Annotated in this window: 15 protein-coding genes; 5 read left to right on the forward strand and 10 right to left on the reverse strand. The window is 59.3% G+C overall.

All coding sequences use genetic code 11. The annotated features are described in order from the left end of the window. The 6 genes from ABIZ35_RS21465 to ABIZ35_RS21490 all read right to left on the reverse strand — a co-directional run. Window positions 1–825, reverse strand: an 825-nt coding sequence (locus tag ABIZ35_RS21465; protein WP_348221975.1) for an NAD(P)-dependent oxidoreductase, incomplete at its 3' end; no start/stop codon positions are given. A 184-nt stretch (window positions 826–1,009) separates the two neighbouring features. Next, complete coding sequence (locus ABIZ35_RS21470; RefSeq protein WP_348221976.1) at window positions 1,010–2,077, reverse strand: sulfate/molybdate ABC transporter ATP-binding protein; 1,068 nt, start codon at window positions 2,075–2,077, stop codon at window positions 1,010–1,012. Window positions 2,078–2,081: 4 nt separating this feature from the next. Beyond that, window positions 2,082–2,966, reverse strand: coding sequence for a sulfate ABC transporter permease subunit CysW (gene cysW, locus ABIZ35_RS21475; protein ID WP_348221977.1), 885 nt, complete (start codon window positions 2,964–2,966; stop codon window positions 2,082–2,084). Window positions 2,967–3,016: 50 nt separating this feature from the next. Next, complete coding sequence (gene cysT / locus ABIZ35_RS21480) at window positions 3,017–3,877, reverse strand: sulfate ABC transporter permease subunit CysT (RefSeq protein ID WP_348221978.1); 861 nt, start codon at window positions 3,875–3,877, stop codon at window positions 3,017–3,019. A gap of 106 nt (window positions 3,878–3,983) precedes the next feature. Next, a complete protein-coding gene (locus ABIZ35_RS21485; protein WP_348221979.1) occupies window positions 3,984–4,994 on the reverse strand; it encodes a sulfate ABC transporter substrate-binding protein in 1,011 nt (336 codons plus the stop codon). A 366-nt stretch (window positions 4,995–5,360) separates the two neighbouring features. Continuing rightward, window positions 5,361–6,368: a sulfate ABC transporter substrate-binding protein gene (locus ABIZ35_RS21490; RefSeq protein WP_348221980.1), complete on the reverse strand. Its 1,008-nt coding sequence runs from the start codon at window positions 6,366–6,368 to the stop codon at window positions 5,361–5,363. A 579-nt stretch (window positions 6,369–6,947) separates the two neighbouring features. Between ABIZ35_RS21490 and ABIZ35_RS21495 the strand changes: the two genes are divergently transcribed. From ABIZ35_RS21495 to ABIZ35_RS21505, 3 genes are read left to right on the forward strand one after another with little or no spacing between them, the layout of a single operon-like run. Then, window positions 6,948–7,739 carry an arginine deiminase-related protein gene (locus tag ABIZ35_RS21495; protein ID WP_348221981.1) on the forward strand — a complete coding sequence of 264 codons (792 nt, stop codon included), beginning with the start codon at window positions 6,948–6,950 and terminating at the stop codon, window positions 7,737–7,739. Window positions 7,740–7,744: 5 nt separating this feature from the next. Then, window positions 7,745–9,028 (forward strand): ornithine--oxo-acid transaminase, encoded by a 1,284-nt coding sequence (gene rocD, locus ABIZ35_RS21500; RefSeq protein ID WP_348221982.1) that lies wholly within the window; start codon window positions 7,745–7,747, stop codon window positions 9,026–9,028. 36 nt (window positions 9,029–9,064) lie between these two features. Continuing rightward, the gene (locus tag ABIZ35_RS21505; RefSeq protein ID WP_348221983.1) at window positions 9,065–10,861 is read left to right on the forward strand and encodes a M3 family oligoendopeptidase; all 1,797 of its coding nucleotides are present in this window, start codon (window positions 9,065–9,067) and stop codon (window positions 10,859–10,861) included. A 236-nt stretch (window positions 10,862–11,097) separates the two neighbouring features. On the opposite strand, the gene ABIZ35_RS21510 is transcribed toward ABIZ35_RS21505, so the two are convergent. The 4 genes from ABIZ35_RS21510 to ABIZ35_RS21525 all read right to left on the reverse strand — a co-directional run bounded on the left by ABIZ35_RS21510 (window position 11,098) and on the right by ABIZ35_RS21525 (window position 14,537). Beyond that, window positions 11,098–11,844, reverse strand: coding sequence for a sugar phosphate isomerase/epimerase family protein (locus tag ABIZ35_RS21510; protein WP_348221984.1), 747 nt, complete (start codon window positions 11,842–11,844; stop codon window positions 11,098–11,100). A gap of 228 nt (window positions 11,845–12,072) precedes the next feature. Further along, window positions 12,073–12,681 carry a UbiX family flavin prenyltransferase gene (locus ABIZ35_RS21515; protein ID WP_348221985.1) on the reverse strand — a complete coding sequence of 203 codons (609 nt, stop codon included), beginning with the start codon at window positions 12,679–12,681 and terminating at the stop codon, window positions 12,073–12,075. Between the two features lie 34 nt (window positions 12,682–12,715). Continuing rightward, a complete protein-coding gene (locus ABIZ35_RS21520; protein WP_348221986.1) occupies window positions 12,716–12,931 on the reverse strand; it encodes a hypothetical protein in 216 nt (71 codons plus the stop codon). 139 nt (window positions 12,932–13,070) lie between these two features. Continuing rightward, on the reverse strand, window positions 13,071–14,537 hold the full coding sequence (locus ABIZ35_RS21525) for a menaquinone biosynthesis decarboxylase (protein ID WP_348221987.1): 1,467 nt from the start codon (window positions 14,535–14,537) through the stop codon (window positions 13,071–13,073). A gap of 319 nt (window positions 14,538–14,856) precedes the next feature. On the opposite strand from ABIZ35_RS21525, the gene ABIZ35_RS21530 reads away from it, so the two are divergent. Both ABIZ35_RS21530 and rsmG read left to right on the forward strand, forming a co-directional pair. Further along, on the forward strand, window positions 14,857–15,060 hold the full coding sequence (locus tag ABIZ35_RS21530; RefSeq protein WP_348221988.1) for a hypothetical protein: 204 nt from the start codon (window positions 14,857–14,859) through the stop codon (window positions 15,058–15,060). Between the two features lie 68 nt (window positions 15,061–15,128). Further along, window positions 15,129–15,806 carry a 16S rRNA (guanine(527)-N(7))-methyltransferase RsmG gene (gene rsmG, locus ABIZ35_RS21535; protein WP_348221989.1) on the forward strand — a complete coding sequence of 226 codons (678 nt, stop codon included), beginning with the start codon at window positions 15,129–15,131 and terminating at the stop codon, window positions 15,804–15,806. Window positions 15,807–16,003 lie beyond the last annotated feature (197 nt).

The following is a 16,003-nucleotide window of genomic DNA, read 5'->3' on the forward strand; positions in this document are numbered from 1 at the left end:
GCCGCGCGCGTCGCGCGCCTGGAGGTCGAGCAGGAATTCCTTGAAGCCAAACGCCGGCTCCCAGTCCATCAATCGCTTGGCTTCGGACATATCGTGCTGCTCCACGGAACTGGGCAAATAGAGTGAATACTTCTCGATCAGCACTTTAGCGCCGGGAATTTGAGTTTCGCACCAGTCCGGGCCAAGTGTCCGGAAATTCTCCACGACATCGGCGGGCATGTGGTGGTTCGTATGAATCACAGTCTGGAAGAGGCCGATCTTCTTGTCGATGGCGGCGCGCAGGGCGGCGACGGTGGCGGTGGCGACGTCGCGCCGGTCCACGCCGTTGCGCAGCAGCATCGCGCCGAAGTCCAGATACGGCTTTGGAACGAAGTCATGATAGCGCAGCATGGCGACGGACGAGCCGGCCGACTCGTGATAGGATCGGCTGAGGTCCTCGCCAATGACCTTGCTTACGCTGTAAACGCCGCCCCATCCATACGCCATGGATGAAGCAAACACGACGGCCTTAACGCCGTTCGCGCGGCAGGCTTCGAAGACATTGAACGTGCCATCCACGTTCACGGCGAAAATCGTCGCGTCGCTCACGGGCGGATTATGGGCGCAGTGCCAGGCGGCGAGATGAATCACGGCGTCGCAGCCTTCGACGGCGCGCAGGGCGTCAGTTGGGGTGCGCGTGTCGCAGCGTACGAACTCGACGCCTTTGAGAGTGTCATGGGCGGGTGGGGCGACATCGGCGCGCCGAATGTCATAACCCTCTTGATGCAGCAGCTCGCACACAGCCTGACCGGCGTTGCCGGCGGCTCCGGTGATTAGTACCTTCATGAAACTGCTCCTTCGGAACACAAAGAAAAACGACCTGAACATCGCATTCGGTCAGGCCGCAGTCAAAAAAATGAGCGGCCGCCCTGATGGACGGCTCGCTCATATTGTATCCGATGGCGGAAGCAAGAGTCAAGAACTGGTTTGTAACTGGTTTGTAATTTGTGTATGGTGAACCAGCATCAAGTTAAATCGAATAATCGTCCCAGAAGACCTGCACGCGTTTGGGCTTGACGTGGACCGATTCGCCGACCTGCAAATTCAATTCTTTGTACTTTTCGCGCGTGATTTCGGCGGCGATCGTTTCCGCGCCGTCGGTCGGGTCCAGGCCGACGCGGACGATGGGACCGACGGCGGTAATGTGCCGGACCACGGCTTCGATGGTGGGGGAGCCGTTGCGCTGACGCGCGATCTCCAGTTCATGCGGCCGCGTGTATCCAACGACCTCCGAGCTCCTTACGGCGCTGTCGGGAATGGCGAAGGCCATGGCGCCGACTTGCGCTTCGCCATTCGCGACGCGGCCATGGAACAGATTGACGCTGCCCAGGAAGTTGAAGACGAATGGGTTCGCCGGCGTGTCGTAAACCTCTTCAGGAGTGCCGATCTGTTCGATCTGGCCGTGGTTCATGACGACAATCCGATCGGCCACTTCCAGGGCTTCTTCCTGGTCGTGCGTGACGAAGATGCTGGTCACGTGCAATTCATCGTGCAGGCGCCGCAGCCACTGGCGCAGTTCCTGGCGCACGCGGGCGTCGAGCGCGCCGAACGGCTCGTCGAGCAGCAGCATCTGCGGCTCCACGGCGAGCGCTCGGGCGAGCGCGACGCGCTGGCGCTGGCCGCCGGAAAGCTGCGAGGGATGCCGCTGGGCGAGACCTTCGAGCTGCACCATCTTCAGAAGATGCATGACTCGGTCTCGGATCTGATCGTTCGTCGGCCGCTCGTGGCGCGGCTTGACGCGCATGCCGAAGGCGATGTTTTCGAAGACCGTCATGTGACGAAACAGCGCGTAGTGCTGAAAGACGAATCCCACCTGGCGCTTGCGGACATGGCGTTCGGTGATATCCTCACCGTTGAAATGAATGCTGCCGGCGTCCGCAGTCTCCAGGCCGGCGATAATGCGCAGCAGGGTCGTTTTTCCCGATCCCGAGGGGCCGAGCAGGGCGAGAAGCTCGCCGGTCTTGATCTCCAGGTTCACATCCTTGAGCGCCTGGAATTTGCCGAATTGTTTACTGACGTCCGTGACGACGATACTCATAACTTTATTCCTCGCCCGCGCTCATCTGGCGGGCGGCAAACCACTCCACAATATTCTTCACGACCAGTGTCACTAAGGCCAGCATCGCCAGCAGCGACGCCAGCGCGAAGGCGGCCACAAATTGGTAATCGTCATAGAATACTTCCACTTGCAGCGGCATCGTGTTGGTCAATCCCACGATATGTCCGGACACGACGGAGACAGCGCCGAACTCGCCCATGGCGCGCGCATTGCACAGAATAATTCCGTACAAGAGTCCCCACTTGATGTTCGGCAGGGTGACCCGGCGAAACGTCTGCCATCCGCTGGCGCCCAGCACCTGTGCTGCTTGTTCCTCGTCGCTGCCTTGAGCCTGCATCAGCGGGATCAATTCGCGCGCGACAAACGGGAAGGTGACGAACGCCGTCGCCAGCACGATCCCAGGCGTCGCAAAGATGATCTTGACGCCATGGTCGATCATCCACGGTCCCATGATCCCGTTTCTGCCGAATAACAAGACGAAGATCAGGCCTGAAATGACCGGTGAGACGGCGAAGGGCAGGTCGATCAGGGTGATCAGCAGGTTCTTGCCCCAGAATTGAAACTTCGAGATCGCCCATGCCGCCGAAACGCCGAAGACGACATTCAGCGGGACGACGATCGCCGCTGTCAGCAGCGTAAGCCGCACGGCCGCCAGCGTTTCGGGCTGCTTCAGCGCGTCTCCGTAGGCCGCCAATCCCTTCGCCAGCGCCTCGTGGAAAACCACGATCAGCGGCAGGATCAGGAACAATGTCATCAGCACGAGCATCAGGCTGATCAAAGCGACCCGGAGCCATAAGGGATCGTTCGCGACCTTCGAGCGCGGTGCGGCCGTCTGCGCGCGTTTTACTAAACCGGCGGTTTCCGCCATGCAAATTTCCTTTCCGCGTGGCGTGTCGTCTATGACACGTCAATGGCGCGTTATACGCCGCCCTGCCGCTTGCGGCTCCATGCCTGCAAAACATTGATCGCCAGCAGCAGTGCAAACGACGCAATCAGCATGACCAGAGCAATCGCCGTGGCGCCCGCATAATTGTATTCTTCCAATTTCGTAATAATCAGCAGCGGCAGGATCTCCGTTTGATACGGGCGGTTACCGGCGATAAACACGACTGAGCCGTATTCGCCCAGCGCCCGCGCGAAGGCGAGTGTGAAGCCCGTCATCATGACAGGAAACAGGGGAGGAGCTAACACGCGAAGAAACGTCTGCATCCGCGTGGCGCCCAAGCTCGCCGCCGCTTCTTCCAGCTCCACTTCCATATCTTCCAGCACGGGCTGCACCGTTCGGACGACAAACGGCAGGCCGATAAAAATCAGAGCGATCGTGATGCCCAGGGGCGTAAACGCCACTTTGATCCCATGCGGTTCCAGAATTGCGCCGATCCAGCCATTCTTGGAATAGACGGTGACAAGACAAATACCCGCGACCGCAGTCGGCAGCGCGAAGGGAAGGTCGACCAGGCCGTCGATCAGCTTCTTACCAGGAAATCGATACCGGGCGAGCACCCAGGCGACCAGGCCGCCGAAAAAGACGTTGAACACGGCGGCGAAGAATGAGGCGCCGAAGGTCAGCTTGAACGCCTGAAGCACGCGCTCGTCGGTGACGGTGCTCCAGATCTTCGAAAGCGGCATCTCGCTCGTCCGCCAGAACAGCATGGAGAGGGGAATCAAAACGAGCAGGCTCAAATACAGCAGTGTAAAGCCCATAGTCAGTCCGAACCCCGGCAGCACGCGCCGCTGCTTGGACGGACGTTTCGGGCCTGACTTAATCGCGACAGTCATACGGAAATCTTTCTCAAAATACTTTCCCTATAGAATACCTCATAAAATAAGCCCGTCCATAGCTTACGCTGCGGACGGGCTTGAAGTATTTTCGTATTCGTCTTGTCTATTTGTGATAGATCTGGTCGAATACGCCGCCATCGCTGAAGTGCTTCTTCTGAATGGCTTCCCATCCGCCGAAGACAGCGTTCACGGTGAAGAGCTTCACTTTCGGAAATTGCCCCGCATATTTGCGGGCAATCGAAGCGACGCGCGGCCGGTAGTAGTGCTTCGCGGCGATTGCTTGGCCTTCGGGCGTATAAAGATAGTTCAAATACGTTGTGGCCAGCGTGCGCGTACCATGCTTGTCGACATTCTTATCGACAACGGCGACGGGCGGCTCGGCCAGAATGCTCATCGAGGGCACAACGAGGTCGTACTGACCTTTCCCGAGATCCTTGGTGATGAGCAGCGCCTCATTCTCCCAGGCGATCAGCACATCTCCAAGGCCACGCTGCGTGAACGTGGTGGTGGCGCCGCGCGCTCCTGAGTCCAGCGCGACAACGTTATGATAGATCTTCGAGACCAGAGTGCGGGCTGACGCCTCATTGCCGCCCTTTTGCTTCAGCGCATAGCCCCACGCCGCTAGATAGTTCCAGCGCGCGCCGCCGCCGGTCTTCGGGTTCGGGGTGACGACGCCGACGCCCGGTTTCGTCAGATCGTTCCAGTCCTTGATATGCTTCGGGTTGCCGTGGCGTACGACAAAGACGATGGTGGACGTGTAGGGCGAGCTGTTATACGGCAGCCGTCCTTGCCAGCCGGAATTGATCAATCCGGCCTTCTGTACGGCGTCAATATCATAGGCCAGCGCCAGCGTCACGACATCCGCTTCCAGACCGTCCGCCACGGAGCGCGCCTGCGCTCCCGATCCGCCATGGGACTGATCGATATGAATATTCTGGTTGGTATGCGACTTCCAGTAGCGCGCGAACGCCGTATTGTAGTCTTGATAAAGTTCACGTGTCGGATCGTAGGACACGTTCAATAATTTCTGCGCATGTGCGGTTGTCGCGGGGACGAGGGCTGCGGCCGCAGCGAGTGCGACGCCGAATGCGTGCAGGGTTTTCTTGAGATGCATTGGGCGGTTCCTTTGGGGGGCGCCTATTCCCCCGGCGCTAAAGCGCTTCCCCCTTTTCCCAGCAAGGCCCTTCGGGCGGGAAAAGGGGTGCTGGTAATTACGATCCAGGCGAGTTTTGTCGTGGTGGTTCGGCCCCTCCGCCCCAATTCTGTGGTACCCGGAGATCGCCCCTCCGCCCCAATTCTGGGGGACCGGAAAATGCCGTTGTCCGAAATCGGGTCCCCCAGAATTGGGGCGGGGGGGCGAACTTACTCTTCTCACAACACGGAATACTCGCCTGGATCGCAGTTACGAACGCCCCTTTTCCCGGGCTTTAGCCCCTTGCTGGGAAAAGGGGAAACTTACCCAAGCGCGGGGGAATAGGTTCTACTTCTGATAGATCTGGTCAAACACTCCGCCGTCGGCGAAGTGGGTCTTCTGTGCGTTGCGCCAGCCGCCGAAGGTGTTGTCCACCGTGATCAGCTTGACCTTCGGGAACTGCTTGGCGTACTTGCGGGCGATCGAAGGGACGCGCGGCCGGTAGAAGTTCTTGGCGGCGATGGTCTGACCCTGCGGGGTGTAGAGCCAGCTCAGGTAGGTAGTCGCGAGGACCGTCGTGTTGTGGCGCGCGGCGTTCTTATCGACGACAGCGACGGGCGGCTCAGCCAGAATGCTGAGCGATGGCGTGACGATGTCGTAGTTGCCGGCGCCGAGGGTGTGGGTCGCGAGAATCGCTTCGTTTTCCCAGGCGATCAGCACGTCGCCCAGACCACGCTGGGTAAAGGATGTGGTGGCGCCGCGGGCGCCGCTGTCCAGAGCGACGACGTTCTTGTAGATCTTGCCGACCAAAGCGCGGGCGGATGCGTCCGATCCGCCCTTTTGCTTCAGGGCGTAGCCATAGGCCGCGAGGTAGTTCCACCGTGCGCCACCGCTCGTTTTTGGGTTCGGGGTGATGACGCCGACGCCGGGACGGGCCAGGTCGTTCCAATCCTTGATGTGCTTCGGGTTGCCGTGGCGGACCAGGAAGACAATGGTGGAGGTGTAGGGTGAGCTGTTGTAGGGCAGGCGCTTCTGCCAGCCATGGTTGATCAGGCCGGCGTCTTCAATGGCGTCGATATCGTAGCCCAGCGCCAGCGTCACGACGTCCGCTTCGAGGCCGTCGATCACCGAACGGGCCTGCTTGCCGGAGCCGCCGTGCGACTGGTCCACCGTGATGTTCTGGTGCGTCTTCGAGGCCCAGTACTTGGTAAACGCCTTGTTGTAGTCCTGGTAAAGCTCACGCGTCGGATCGTACGAAACATTCAGCAGTTTCTGCGCGTGCGCGGAGAGGGGCAGCAGAGCCCCAGCGACGGCAGTGAATGCGCCCAGCAGGCGCGCCGTATTCTTCAGTTTCATGTGTGTATCTTCCCCTTGATGCGTTGTCACAAGATTTGCATGCTCTGATTTAGAAGCATGTTTATATTTACTATTATGATACTAGTAAATGAATTTGTCAACCGATCATTCAGAAGATTTTTTTTCGTGATTGACAACCGCCTGGGACCCTGGTAGAATTTGAATGACGTTACGACATCCCGCTGATCTCTCCAAAGAGCATTGGCGAGTGAAGTCCCATTCCGCCCTCTTTCGGGATGGTTTGCATATTCTCTCATGCAAGCAGCGTCCGCATAAGCCGTCATTGTCCGCGCTCCCCTGTCGCGATGGACGATCCGGCGATGCTCCGGTGACGGAGCGATTGCGAAAATGCGGCGTAATGAAGGGCAATCTCGCCTTTCCGCCGCGAAATCAGCTCACCACTGACTGGGAATTTCATATTGACCGCGAATGTTTTCGTGGTCGGCGCTGTGTCCCTGCTGGAATTTGCATGGCCTCCGTCGGTCCGCGCTGGCTTCGCCCAGACACGTCGCCTTGCGATTACCGGCTCATGCTGTGTTTTCTCTGAGCGGAGTGTCTTTCCCAAAAGGAGCTGCTGTTATGCACTTGCTGATGTGTCCGCCTGCGTATTTTGACGTCGCCTACGAAATTAATCCCTGGATGCACCTCCAGAACGTCCCCGATGTCGATGAAGCTAAGCGTCAGTGGGACGCGCTTTATGCGATCGTCACGGACCGGATCGGCGCACGGGTGTCGCTGATCGATCCGCAGCCGGGACTGCCGGATATGGTGTTCACCGCCAACGCCGGTTTGGTCGAGGGCCGCGTATACATTCCTTCCCGCTTTCGGCACGCCGAGCGCGCCGGAGAAGTCCCGCATTTTGAGCGATGGTTTCAGGATCATCAATACCAGCGGAAGCCGCTTTCAGACGGCTGGTTCGAAGGCGAAGGCGATGCGCTTTCTTACGCGGGAATTCTGTTGGCAGGTTATGGTCCTCGGTCGAGCGCGGCCGCGCATCCGGAACTCGCGCGAATATTGGGCCGGGACGTCCTCTCGCTTGGCCTTGTCGACGGCCGATACTATCACCTGGACGTGTGTTTCGCTCCGCTCGGACCGAATATGTTCGCTTACATTCCCGAAGCGTTCGATGAGGCGGCGAACCGCGCGCTCCTCGGCCTGCCTGGCGAGAAAATCCCGATCACCCCTGAAGACGCCCAGCATTTTGGAGCCAACGCCGTGGTCATTGGCCGCGACGTAATCCTCAACACCGGCGCAAATTCTTTTTCCGCCGCACTGACCGAGCGCGGGTATACCGTCCATGAAACCGATCTTTCCGAATTCTTAAAAGCGGGCGGCTCGGCGAAATGTCTGACGCTGATTTTGGAGCGATGAAACCTATGGAAGATCAAGACTACTGGCGGCGCATTCGGGAAGACGGCGTCCAGAGCCTGGCGGCGTCGCTAACGGCGCGCCAGACGGAAGAACTCGTCGATTGCTGGTGCACGCACAATTATCATCCGCTGCCGGTCACAATCGCCCGCGCGGAGGGCGCATGGTGCTTCGACCCAGACGGGCGCGCTTATATCGACTGCATCGGCGCGTATTCGGCTGTCGCGCACGGTCATCTGTCGCCGTTTCTGGTCGAAACGGCGCGCCGGCAGCTCGATGTCTGCGCCCTCACCAGCCGCGCCGTTTACTCACCTGAACTGGCGCTGTTTCTCGAAGGCCTGTGCCGCTTTACCGAATGCGACATGGCCTGTCCCATGAACACAGGGGCGGAAGCCGTCGAGACGGCCATCAAGTTGGCCAGAAAATGGGCGTACACGCGAAAGGGCGTCCCGGATGATCAGGCCCAGATCATCGTCGCCAACGGCAATTTTCACGGCCGTACCACGACGATCGTCGGCTTCAGCAGCGAGGCGACCTACAAGCGCCATTTCGGGCCTTTCACTCCCGGCTTCGTCTCCGTATCGTTTGGCGAGATTGAAGCCATCGAAGCGGCGATCACGCCCAACACGGCGGCGATCCTCCTGGAGCCGATCCAGGCCGAAGCCGGAATACTTATTCCCCCTGCGGGATATATGGCGGCGGTCAGAAAGCTCTGTACTGAGCGTAATGTGCTGCTGATTTGGGATGAGATTCAGACCGGGTTTGGCCGTACCGGCAAAGATTTTGCATGGCGCCATGAGGACGCCCGCCCGGACCTGATCTGTCTGGGGAAAGCATTGGGCGGCGGCATTTTGCCCGTGTCGGCGGTCGCGGGGAAGCGCAATGTCATGGAGGTCTTTCAGCCGGGAGACCACGGCAGCACCTTCGGCGGGAACCCGCTCGCCTGCGCCGTGGGTCTCGCCGCGCTTGCCGAAATGCGTGTCTTGGGCCTGCCCGAACGAAGCCATATTCTGGGGGAGCGCTTGAAAAACGGACTGGAGGCGCTGGAGCATCCCAGCGTTCTCGAAGTACGCGGACGCGGTTTGCTCGTGGGATTGGAAGTTGTCGAAGGAACGGAGACGACTGTCCTCACACAGGCGTTTCTCGACACGGGAATCCTGACGAAAGAAACGCGCAATCGGACCTTTCGGTTCGCTCCGCCGCTGACGATTGACGAAGCGCTGGTCGATGAAATTGTCCAGCGCGTGCGGCTGGCGCTCGATGCCGCGGATGTCCATCGCACGCGGGTATAATCGCCTCATCTACGGCTTCAGAAAAGAGATATTCCCGTGACCGACCTCGAAACCACCACCGACGTTCGCTGGGATCTCAGCGATCTTTATCAATCCATCGACGATCCGAAGATCGAAGCGACTTTGACGGAGATGCAGACGCTCTCGGAAGCGTTCCAGGCAAAGTACAAAGGCAGGATCGACAGCGCCGATCTGACCGCCGCCACCCTGGGCTCCGCGCTACGCGAATATGAGGCGATGGATCAGGAGGCCAGCAAGCCAGGAACCTACGCCGCGCTGCTGTTCTCCACCAACACCGCCAACGCCGCCTACGGCGCATTCATGCAGAAGATGCGTGAGCGCGGCACCGCGCTTTCGCTTCCGACGCTGTTTTTCACTTTGGAGCTGGCCGCCGCGCCTGAGGAAGTCGTCGCTCCGCTGCTGGACACGCCCGAAGTTGCGCCCTACAAGCACTTCGTGCTGGACCTGCGCCTGCATCGCGAGCATATGCTGAGCGAAACCGAGGAGCGATTGCTGGAGGAGATGGCGAATACTGGCGCGCGCGCCTGGGATCGTTATTTCGACGAAGTAACTGCAAACAGCGTCTTCAAGGTGGACGGCGAAGAACTGACACAGCCGCAGGTGATTTCACGCCTGTACTCCGCGGACCGCGAGACGCGCCGTGCGGCGGCCGTCGCGTTCACCGAGGGACTGCAGGCGAATATCCGCGCGGCCGTGTTCATTTTCAACACGTTGATGCAGGACAAGAACGTGCGTGACCGCCTGCGCAAGTACACCTATCCGGAGCAGTCCCGCCACCTCTCGAACGAACTCTCCAAAGAAACGGTCGACCTGGTTGTCGATACGGTCTATCGCAACTACCCCGTCGTCGCACGCTACTACCACGTGAAGAGCGCCATTTTAGGTGTCGACGGTCTGACCCACTACGACCGCTACGCGCCGCTCTTCCAGGCGGAAGAACAACTGCCTTACGAAGAAGCGCGCCAGATCGTGCTGGACGCGTTCGGCGAGTTTTCGCCCATCCTGCGTGAGCGCGCCGCCGAGTTCTTCGACAAGAACTGGATCGACGCCGCGCCGGCGAAGGGCAAGCAGGGCGGCGCCTACTGCGCCTACGTCACCCCCGATCTGCATCCCTACGTGTTCATGAACTACCTGGGCAAAATGAAGGACGTGATGACGCTCGCGCACGAACTTGGCCACGGCGTCCACTCGTCGCTCTCGCGCGAACAGACGCTGGTGAACTTCCACGGCACGCTGCCGCTTGCGGAGCTGGCGAGCACCTTCGGAGAAATGCTGGTGTTCGACAAAGTGGTGGCGCAGGCGTCCCTCAAGGATCAGCTTGCCCTCTACGCCGAAAAGATTGAAAGCGCCTTCGCCACGATCCCGCGCCAAACGGCGATGTACCGCTTTGAAAAGGCGATCCACAACCACCGCCGCGACAAAGGCGAGCTGACGCTGGAAGACTTCGGCAACTACTGGCACACCGAAATGCAGGCCATGTTCGGCGACGCCGTGACTCTGGGCGACGAGCACCGTCTCTGGTGGTCCTACATCGGCCACTTTACCGGCTCACCGTTCTACGTCTACGCCTACTCCTTCGGCGAACTGCTGGCGCTCGCCCTCTACCGCAAGTCCCAAACCGAAGGCCCCGCCTTCGCAGCCCAATATCTCGACATGCTCCGCGCCGGCGGCAGCCTAACCCCCCAGCAGCTGGTTGCAAAAGTCGGCGTCAACCTGGACGATCCAGAGTTCTGGCAAGGCGGCTTCCTCGTGCTGGATACGATGGTCGCGAAGTTCGAGGAACTGTGGGCGGAGTATCAAGCGGCGCAGTAGTTACAAGTAGTGCTGTAGAAGAGAGGTAAAAGAAGCCGGCGGTTAGAAACCGCGCCTGCAAGAGCGCGGAAGTCCCCCTGCAGGGACTACACGATCCTTGACGATACCGTCTAATGTTCAGCCTGTTGTAAGACGGTATCGTTCTGGATTATGTAACCCGTGCAGGCGGGTTTCTGCGCTCTCATAGGCGCGGTTTCAACCGCCTGCCTTTGTATTTGTGACGAAATAATGGAATGCTACATCGCTAGCAAATCCCGCGCCGCCCCAATCTCCGCCCATCGATCTCCCTTTGGGAGAAACTCCAGACCCCAATATCCCCGATACCCCGCCGATGTCACCTCTCGCATAATCGTCGGATAGTCAATCGCTCCGTCTGCCTTCGGACAATCCCTCGCCGGACTGCCCGCGACATGGAAGTGGGCGATCAAATCCAAATTCTCCAAGATCGTCGGCAGAAGCGCTTCGCCCATACGGTGCAGATGGTAAATGTCGTAGAGGGTTTTGACATTTGGAGAATTGATGGCGCGGACGAGGTCGAAGCCGTAGGCGCTGTGGTCGGCTTGGTAGTCGGTGTGGTCGTGGGAGTTGAGTATTTCGAGGACGAGGGTGACGCCGGCGGCTTCGGCGTCGGGCGCGAGTTGGCGCACGCCGTCGATGGCGGCTTGCAGTCCGTCGGCGTCGGATTGGCCTTGGCGATTGCCGCTGAAGATTATCACTTGAGGAATGCCATTTGCGCCCGCCGCAGCGATCGTCTCACGGATGGCGAGGAGCAGGGTGGGGTGGTTGGCGTGTTTGCTGAGTCCGTGCTCCATGCCGGGGGCGCCGATGTTGAGCAGGGAAAGGCCGGCGGCGCGAGCGGCGGGCCAGTGCTCGGGCGTCGCCATCTCGACGGCGGAGACGCCGAGGGCGGCGAGTTGTTGGTAATAGGCTTCGGGGGTATCGTCGGCGCGGAAGAAGCACCAATCGGCGATGGAGATTTGCATGGAATTGGCCTATTGCGTCTTTGCTCCCACAAGTGAAGCTTGTGGGCTATGCTGAGGCTAAACCAGCTGAAGCAGGTTAGGATTAGGATAAAGAGAGCGTCAGTATATTCTAAGAGTCTGCTTTAGCTGACTTCGCCCCAGCGTAGCCCACAAGCTTCACTTGTGGGCCATGGGACGGAAACACGACGCGGGAACAGCGAACGGGAACAAATTCCCGTTCACAAAACCCTAATCCTCATCTACCTGCCATTGCGGCTGGATTGTCTGCTCGATCCCCAGGTTTTGCAGCACGCGGGCGACGACGGTGTCCACGACGTCCTCCACGGTCTTGGGCTGGTGGTAGAAGGCGGGGACGGCAGGGAGGACGGTGGCGCCGGCTTCGGTGACGGTGACCATGTTGCGCAGATGGATTAAATTTAAGGGCGTGTCGCGAGCCACGAGGATCAGCTTGCGGCGCTCTTTAAGACAGACGTCGGCGCTGCGGGTGGTGAGGTCATTGGAGATACCCGACGCGATGCGGCCGAGCGTGCCCATGGAGCAGGGGATGATCACCATGCCGTCGTGGACGAACGAGCCGGAGGCGGGCGGGGTGAAGTAGTCTTTGGAATCGAGAAACTGGATCGGGGCGTCGGCGTACTCTTCGCCCAGATACTGGGCGGCGGTGAACGGGCGAGATAACGAACCGCCCGTTTCCGTGGAAAACACCATCGCCGCCTGATCGGAAAGCATCAGGTAGATCTGATCGTAATGCCGGGACGCCTGCTGAAGAAATCGCGTTGCATACAGGGCGCCGCTGGCGCCGGTGACCGCGACGACGAGACGTTTGGGTTGGGGCATAAGATCGACAGCAATCTAAGACGCGGCTAAGAAACTAGTCGCGGTCACGCGGAATACGAACCTTGACGCGCTCGCGGGTCGACTTGGCGGCGCGAGAGATCATGTCGCTCAGGATCAGACCGACGCCGAACGGGGCCATGGCGACCGCGAAGATGTCATGCATCCCCGAAAGCTGCGCGCTGACGCCGACGATCACCAATCCTAACCCTGACATGATTTCGGTGCTGGAGAGAAGCGATTTGACATCCATCCGGATATTCCTCTTTCGTACAAGAATAATAGCGTTTGAGAGTTCTGTAAAACGGGTAGTAGACCTAATTATACAGCACATTACTCTTTTCGGCAACTTCCCGCGAAAAACTCACCGTATTTTTATCAGGGCTTTCTTCCTATGAGATGCCCAGCGACTTCCAAAGCTTATCCACGCGCTGTTTCACCTCGGGCGTCATCGTCAGCACCTCCGGCCATTCCCGCGTAAATCCCTCGTCGGCCCACTTGCGTGTGGCGTCCACGCCCATCTTCGAGCCGAACGCCATCAGCGGCGAGGCGTGATCGAGAACATCAAGCGGGCCTTTCACAAAGGTGATGTCCCGCTCGGGATCAATATTGGCGAACGTGCGCCAGATCACTTCGCCTGGGTTTTGCACGTCCACGTCTTCATCCACGACGACGATGCATTTGGTGAACATCATCTGGCCCAATCCCCAGAGCGCATGCATGACTTTGAACGCGTGGCCGGGATAGCGCTTTTTGATGCGAATCAGAGCAAGATTATGGAACGCGCCTTCCGAGGGCAGGTGATAGTCGATGATCTCTGGGACCATCAGGCGCGCCAGCGGCAGGAAAAGACGCTCGGTGGCGAGGCCGAGATACTTGTCCTCCATCGGCGGCGGGCCGACGATGGTGCAGGGATAGACGGCGTTTCTGCGATGTGTGATAGCGGTGACCTTGAAGACCGGGTAGTCGTCGGCGAGGCTGTAATATCCCGTATGGTCACCGAACGGCCCTTCGCGGCGGCGCTCGTGGGGGGCGACATAGCCCTCAATCACGAAGTCGGCGTCCACGGGGACTTCCATGTCGATCGTCTTACACTTCACCAGTTCGACGGCTTTCTTGCGCAGGAAGCCAGCAAAGACCATCTCGTCGATCTCATCGGGAAGCGGAGCAGTGGCGGCGTAGGTCAATGCGGGGTCGCCGCCGAGAACGATGGCGACAGGGATATCGCGCCCCTTTGCCTCGAAGTTCGCATAGTGTCGGCTGCCGACTTTGTGCCGCTGCCAGTGCATCCCCGTCTCATGCGGGCCGAACTTCTGGATGCGATACATGCCGACGTTGCGCTTGCCCGTGCCTTCATCCTTGGTGAAGACCAATGGGAGGGTGATGAACGGGCCGCCGTCATCCGGCCAGCAAGTAAGGATGGGCAATTCGTCCAAATTGGCGTCCTTGCCCAGCTTCACGACTTCCTGGCAGGGCGCGGTGACGGGGGAGACGAGCTTGGGAGAGATGGCGCCCAGCGACGCCAATTGCGGCAGCAGCTGGAGCTTGCCCATCAATCCCGCCGGCATGTTCGCGGGCAGCTTGGTCAGAGCGCCGATCTCATCGGCGACCTCTTCGAGATCATCGACGCCCAGCGCCCAGGACATTCGTTTGCGCGAGCCCATCAAATTGATCGCCAGCGGGAATTTCGAGCCTTTGACGTTCTCAAAGAGCAGCGCCGGACCGCCGCCCGGCATCTTCATGACCCGGTCGGCAATTTCGGTGATTTCCAAATAGGGATCGACTTGCTGCGTGATTCGGCGCAGCTCGCCCGCCTTGTCCAAACGCTGGATAAATTCCTGAAGTGACTGGTACGCCATCGCTGAGTTCCATTCCGTGCAATTTTTCACAATGTCGAGATTTGAGTATACCGGTGAGGACGAGGGTTGTCAAGACGACTGAAATCCTCGTAATCCGCGCAGTGTGCGGCGAGCGCTCGCTCGCCATAATTGAGGGTGTAGGCAATAACGAGCACAGCCCTACTGGAAACGTCGAGACGCTTCTTCGAGCACTCCTCATGCCCATGCTTCGGCCGCCAGGCCGTCTGTGCTCGCCCGCTTTTCTGAGCGGCCGTTTCATCCCTTCTGTCTGTCGCTGCGGAAACGGCTGCTCGTACGATAAATTGTGAAGGATGCTGCCGTGGTATTGAAAATTGAAGCTCCCGTTCCCGGAGCGTTTTTTGTGACCAGTGATAAACCCGATCCCCAGTCCCAGCGCGTGGAGATGACGAAGTGGGCCGATACCCACGGTTATCGTCCTTACGAGCAGGACCTTGTCTATACGATTTACCGCCAGGGCGAGGCGGTCCGCGAGTGGCGGCACGTGCGCGGCCTCGCCGACTAACCAGCAACGACAGAGCGATTTTACGTCGTCACGCGGACATTCCGGCAATTATTCGTCATAATGTCCGCGTGGAAGAACAAACTATCGATATTCTCCGGCGCGGCGCGAACGACGCCTGGGATCTAAACCTTACCCCCTCGCAGCTCGACCAATTTCAACGCTACGCCGATCTCCTTGTGGAGTGGAACGCGACGCGCATGAACCTGACGCGTCTCACATCTCCAAGCGACATCGCCGTCAAGCACTTTCTCGACTCCCTTTCTGTGATCCGTGTCATGCAGATCCCTCTGAACGCACGCCTGATCGATGTCGGCACGGGCGCCGGCCTTCCCGGCCTTGCTTTGAAGATCGTCCGTCCGGACATCTCTCTCACCCTCCTCGATTCCACCGCCAAAAAGCTGACCTTCTGCCGCGCGGTCGCGGATGAGCTCGCCCTGAAAAACGTGGATATTCTTCATGCGCGCGCCGAAGACGCCGCTAAGGAAATGGACCACGCCCACGCCTACGACGTCGTCACCGCCCGCGCCGTCGCGCCGATGGCGAAGCTCATTCCTTGGACCGCGCCGTTCGTAATTTCCGGCGGCGTGCTGGTGGCGATGAAGGGATCGAATGTGGATGAGGAGATGGCCGAGGGCCGCGTGGCCGCGAAGAACTACGGCATCAAGTTAGAGAAGCCCGTGGCGCTGACGCTGCCCGAGGCGGAGGAAGAAACGGAGCGCAAGATCGTGCTGGGTCGGCGATTGTAGGGTGAATCTCTCTTATTGACGGTTGGTGGCGGCATCAACGAGGCAGAGAGGCCGGCGAATAAATTCGCGGCTAGAAGCGGTGCCGAAAAGTCTTCGATATCTTTGGGGATTTGACAAGGATAAATTTTGTCCTTGTCGAATCTCTTCTTATGATTGGCAAGCGTTCCTCCCAGCCGGCATTATTCGATGTTGGCAAT

Origin of the sequence: Capsulimonas sp., from assembly GCF_039929585.1 — a bacterium.
Taxonomy (GTDB): domain Bacteria; phylum Armatimonadota; class Armatimonadia; order Armatimonadales; family Capsulimonadaceae; genus Capsulimonas.

What these genes read in the sequence shown, in the direction of transcription:
- ABIZ35_RS21515 (WP_348221985.1), bottom strand. Translation starts at nt 12,681, where the DNA reads ATGCCCCAACCCAAACGTCTCGTCGTCGCGGTCACCGGCGCCAGCGGC.
- ABIZ35_RS21470 (WP_348221976.1), bottom strand. Translation starts at nt 2,077, where the DNA reads ATGAGTATCGTCGTCACGGACGTCAGTAAACAATTCGGCAAATTCCAG.
- ABIZ35_RS21510 (WP_348221984.1), bottom strand. Translation starts at nt 11,844, where the DNA reads ATGCAAATCTCCATCGCCGATTGGTGCTTCTTCCGCGCCGACGATACC.
- ABIZ35_RS21495 (WP_348221981.1), top strand. Translation starts at nt 6,948, where the DNA reads ATGCACTTGCTGATGTGTCCGCCTGCGTATTTTGACGTCGCCTACGAA.
- ABIZ35_RS21485 (WP_348221979.1), bottom strand. Translation starts at nt 4,994, where the DNA reads ATGCATCTCAAGAAAACCCTGCACGCATTCGGCGTCGCACTCGCTGCG.
- ABIZ35_RS21490 (WP_348221980.1), bottom strand. Translation starts at nt 6,368, where the DNA reads ATGAAACTGAAGAATACGGCGCGCCTGCTGGGCGCATTCACTGCCGTC.
- cysW (WP_348221977.1), bottom strand. Translation starts at nt 2,966, where the DNA reads ATGGCGGAAACCGCCGGTTTAGTAAAACGCGCGCAGACGGCCGCACCG.
- cysT (WP_348221978.1), bottom strand. Translation starts at nt 3,877, where the DNA reads ATGACTGTCGCGATTAAGTCAGGCCCGAAACGTCCGTCCAAGCAGCGG.
- ABIZ35_RS21525 (WP_348221987.1), bottom strand. Translation starts at nt 14,537, where the DNA reads ATGGCGTACCAGTCACTTCAGGAATTTATCCAGCGTTTGGACAAGGCG.
- rocD (WP_348221982.1), top strand. Translation starts at nt 7,745, where the DNA reads ATGGAAGATCAAGACTACTGGCGGCGCATTCGGGAAGACGGCGTCCAG.
- ABIZ35_RS21520 (WP_348221986.1), bottom strand. Translation starts at nt 12,931, where the DNA reads ATGGATGTCAAATCGCTTCTCTCCAGCACCGAAATCATGTCAGGGTTA.